The organism is Mesorhizobium sp. M8A.F.Ca.ET.021.01.1.1, from assembly GCF_003998025.1.
Taxonomy (GTDB): domain Bacteria; phylum Pseudomonadota; class Alphaproteobacteria; order Rhizobiales; family Rhizobiaceae; genus Mesorhizobium.
The window spans coordinates 1-2,540 of sequence record NZ_RZSJ01000743.1; the positions used below are offsets into that span (position 1 = coordinate 1).

A 2,540-nucleotide genomic window follows, 5' to 3' on the forward strand; every position below is an offset into this window, starting at 1 on the left:
ATATGATGAAGGGCGAATTCACCGACGGCGCCGGCCCCGGCATCGACGTCTATTCGATGCGCCAGCCGCTCGGCGTGGTCGCAGGCATCACGCCGTTCAATTTCCCCGCCATGATCCCGCTTTGGAAAATCGCGCCGGCGATCGCTTGCGGCAATGCCTTCATCCTGAAGCCTTCGGAGCGTGATCCGGGCGTGCCGATGCGCATTGCCGAACTGTTCATCGAGGCCGGCCTGCCTGCCGGCATCCTCAACGTCGTCAATGGCGACAAGGATGTCGTCGACGCCATCCTCGACGATCCCGACATCAAGGCCATCGGCTTTGTCGGCTCGACGCCGATCGCCCACTACATCTATTCGCGCGGCACGGCGGCCGGCAAACGCGTGCAGTGCTTCGGCGGCGCCAAGAACCACATGATCATCATGCCCGATGCCGACATGGACCAGACCGTCGACGCGCTGATCGGCGCCGGCTACGGTTCGGCCGGCGAGCGCTGCATGGCAATCTCGGTCGCCGTGCCAGTCGGCAACGACACCGCCAACCGGCTGATGGAAAAGCTGATCCCTCGCGTCGAGAGCCTGAAGGTCGGTCCGTCGACGGATTCGGCCGCCGATTTCGGCCCGCTGGTCACCGCCCAGGCGCTGGAGCGCGTCAAGGGTTATGTCGACACCGGCGTCAAGGAAGGCGCCAAGCTGGTGGTCGACGGCCGCGGCTTCAAGATGCAGGGTTACGAGGACGGCTACTATATGGGCGGCTGCCTGTTCGACAACGTGACCGCGGACATGCGCATCTACAAGGAAGAGATCTTCGGACCGGTGCTCTCGGTTGTGCGTGCGCCGCGCTATGAGGATGCGATCAAGCTCGCCAACGACCACGAGATGGGCAATGGCGTCGCCATCTTCACCCGCGACGGCGATGCCGCCCGCGACTTCGCCAGCCGGGTCCAGGTCGGCATGGTCGGCGTCAACGTGCCGATCCCGGTGCCGATCGCCTACTACACGTTCGGCGGCTGGAAGGCGTCTTCCTTCGGCGACCTCAACCAGCACGGCCCGGACGCCTTCCGCTTCTACACCAAGACCAAGACGGTGACCTCGCGCTGGCCGTCCGGCATCAAGGACGGTGCCGAGTTCGTCATCCCGACGATGAACTAAGCCGGACGGTTTCTTGGCTGCGCGTCCTCGCCTTCGGCTGCGGGCGCGCGGGCCGGCATCAAGGACGGAACCGAGTTCGTCATCCCGACGATGAGCTGACCTGACGCTCCCCTAAACCGAAGTTGAGAAAGCGCGGTGCAAACCGCGCTTCTTTTTCATGGGCGTCGGGAATGTGGGGGCTTTCGTCCGCTTAAGCCTTGCGCCGTCCAGCTGCGCCGCCGCGAGCGCAACGTCAGGTACATTATGCCAATGCCTCGCGCCACGCGAGCATCTCCACATTCTAATAATTCCATCGCCGTGTGATGGAACCAACAGACCACCATCCGCCTTAGGCTTTATTCCTGCCACGCGTGCAGGCAATCAAACAGCGCCGGTGGCAGCCGGGGTTCTCGTCTGGCGCAAGGAGGTGTCAGATGACACGATTTCTTATGGCGACACTTTTGGCGGCGGCCGCGATGACCGGTGGAATCGCGCCAGCGAACGCGGCGGCGCAATGCGCGGCGCGCGCGGACATCATCAAGGCGCTCGGCGACAAATTCCACGAAACCGAGGCCGGGCGCGGCCTGATCAATCCGAACGTCGTCCTCGAGATCTTCATCTCGGATAAGGGTAGCTGGACCGTGCTGGCCTCGGACACCAAAGGCCAGAGTTGTGTTCTGTCGGTCGGCGAAGGCTGGGACAGCCCGACCATCACCGCGGCGATGCCGGGCGCTTGACGGCGCGACGCTGCAGCGGGACCTCCCGGCGGCGGCCTTCAGACCGTCGGAATTGTGCCGCCATCGATGACGTACTCGGCGCCGTGGATTGCGGATGCGCGATCCGAAACGAGGAAGGCCACCAGTTCCGCGATCTCTTGCGGCCATGCCGGCCGGCCGATCGGGATGCCGCCCATCGCGTCCGTGATACCTTGGCGGGCGGTCTCCTCATCCGAGCCCGAATGGGCCGCCAGCCGCTTCACCATTGCCTCCGAGGCGGTGGTGTGGATCCAGCCCGGCGCCACTATGTTCACGCGAATGCCTTGTGGGCCGAGTTCCTTGGACAGCGCCTTGCTGTAATTTGAAAGGGCCGCCTTCGCCGCCGCATAGGCGATGGTGGATTCGTGGAGCGGCAACCGGCGCTGGATCGACGAGATGTGTACGATCGCCCCGGAGCCCTGCTCGATCATGCGCGGGACAAGCAGGCGGTCGAGCCGCACCGCCGCAAGCAGATTAAGATTGAGTTCATCCTGCCAGATCCGGTCGGACAGCGCCGCGAAACCGCCGCCTGGGCTTTTCGACCCGCCAACGCTGTGAATGACGATGTCGATGCCGCCAAGACGGTCGATGATGGCGGCGGCCACGTTTGCCGCACCGTCGAGAGTGGCGACGTCAGCTTGCACGAAGAGTTCCGCCG

General features: G+C 64.3%; 3 protein-coding genes. 2 read left to right on the top strand and 1 reads right to left on the bottom strand.

All coding sequences use genetic code 11. From position 1 onward, the window contains the following. Both EOA36_RS33165 and EOA36_RS33170 read left to right on the top strand, forming a co-directional pair. On the top strand, window positions 1-1,148 hold a 1,148-nt coding region (locus EOA36_RS33165), incomplete at its 5' end, for a CoA-acylating methylmalonate-semialdehyde dehydrogenase (RefSeq protein WP_145969448.1). A 413-nt stretch (window positions 1,149-1,561) separates the two neighbouring features. After that, window positions 1,562-1,864, top strand: a complete 303-nt coding sequence (locus EOA36_RS33170; RefSeq protein WP_127280981.1) for a hypothetical protein — start codon at window positions 1,562-1,564, stop codon at window positions 1,862-1,864. A gap of 38 nt (window positions 1,865-1,902) precedes the next feature. Here the strand turns inward: EOA36_RS33170 and EOA36_RS33175 are convergent. Next, the coding region (locus EOA36_RS33175) for an SDR family oxidoreductase (protein ID WP_145969449.1) at window positions 1,903-2,540 on the bottom strand (638 nt) is incomplete at its 5' end.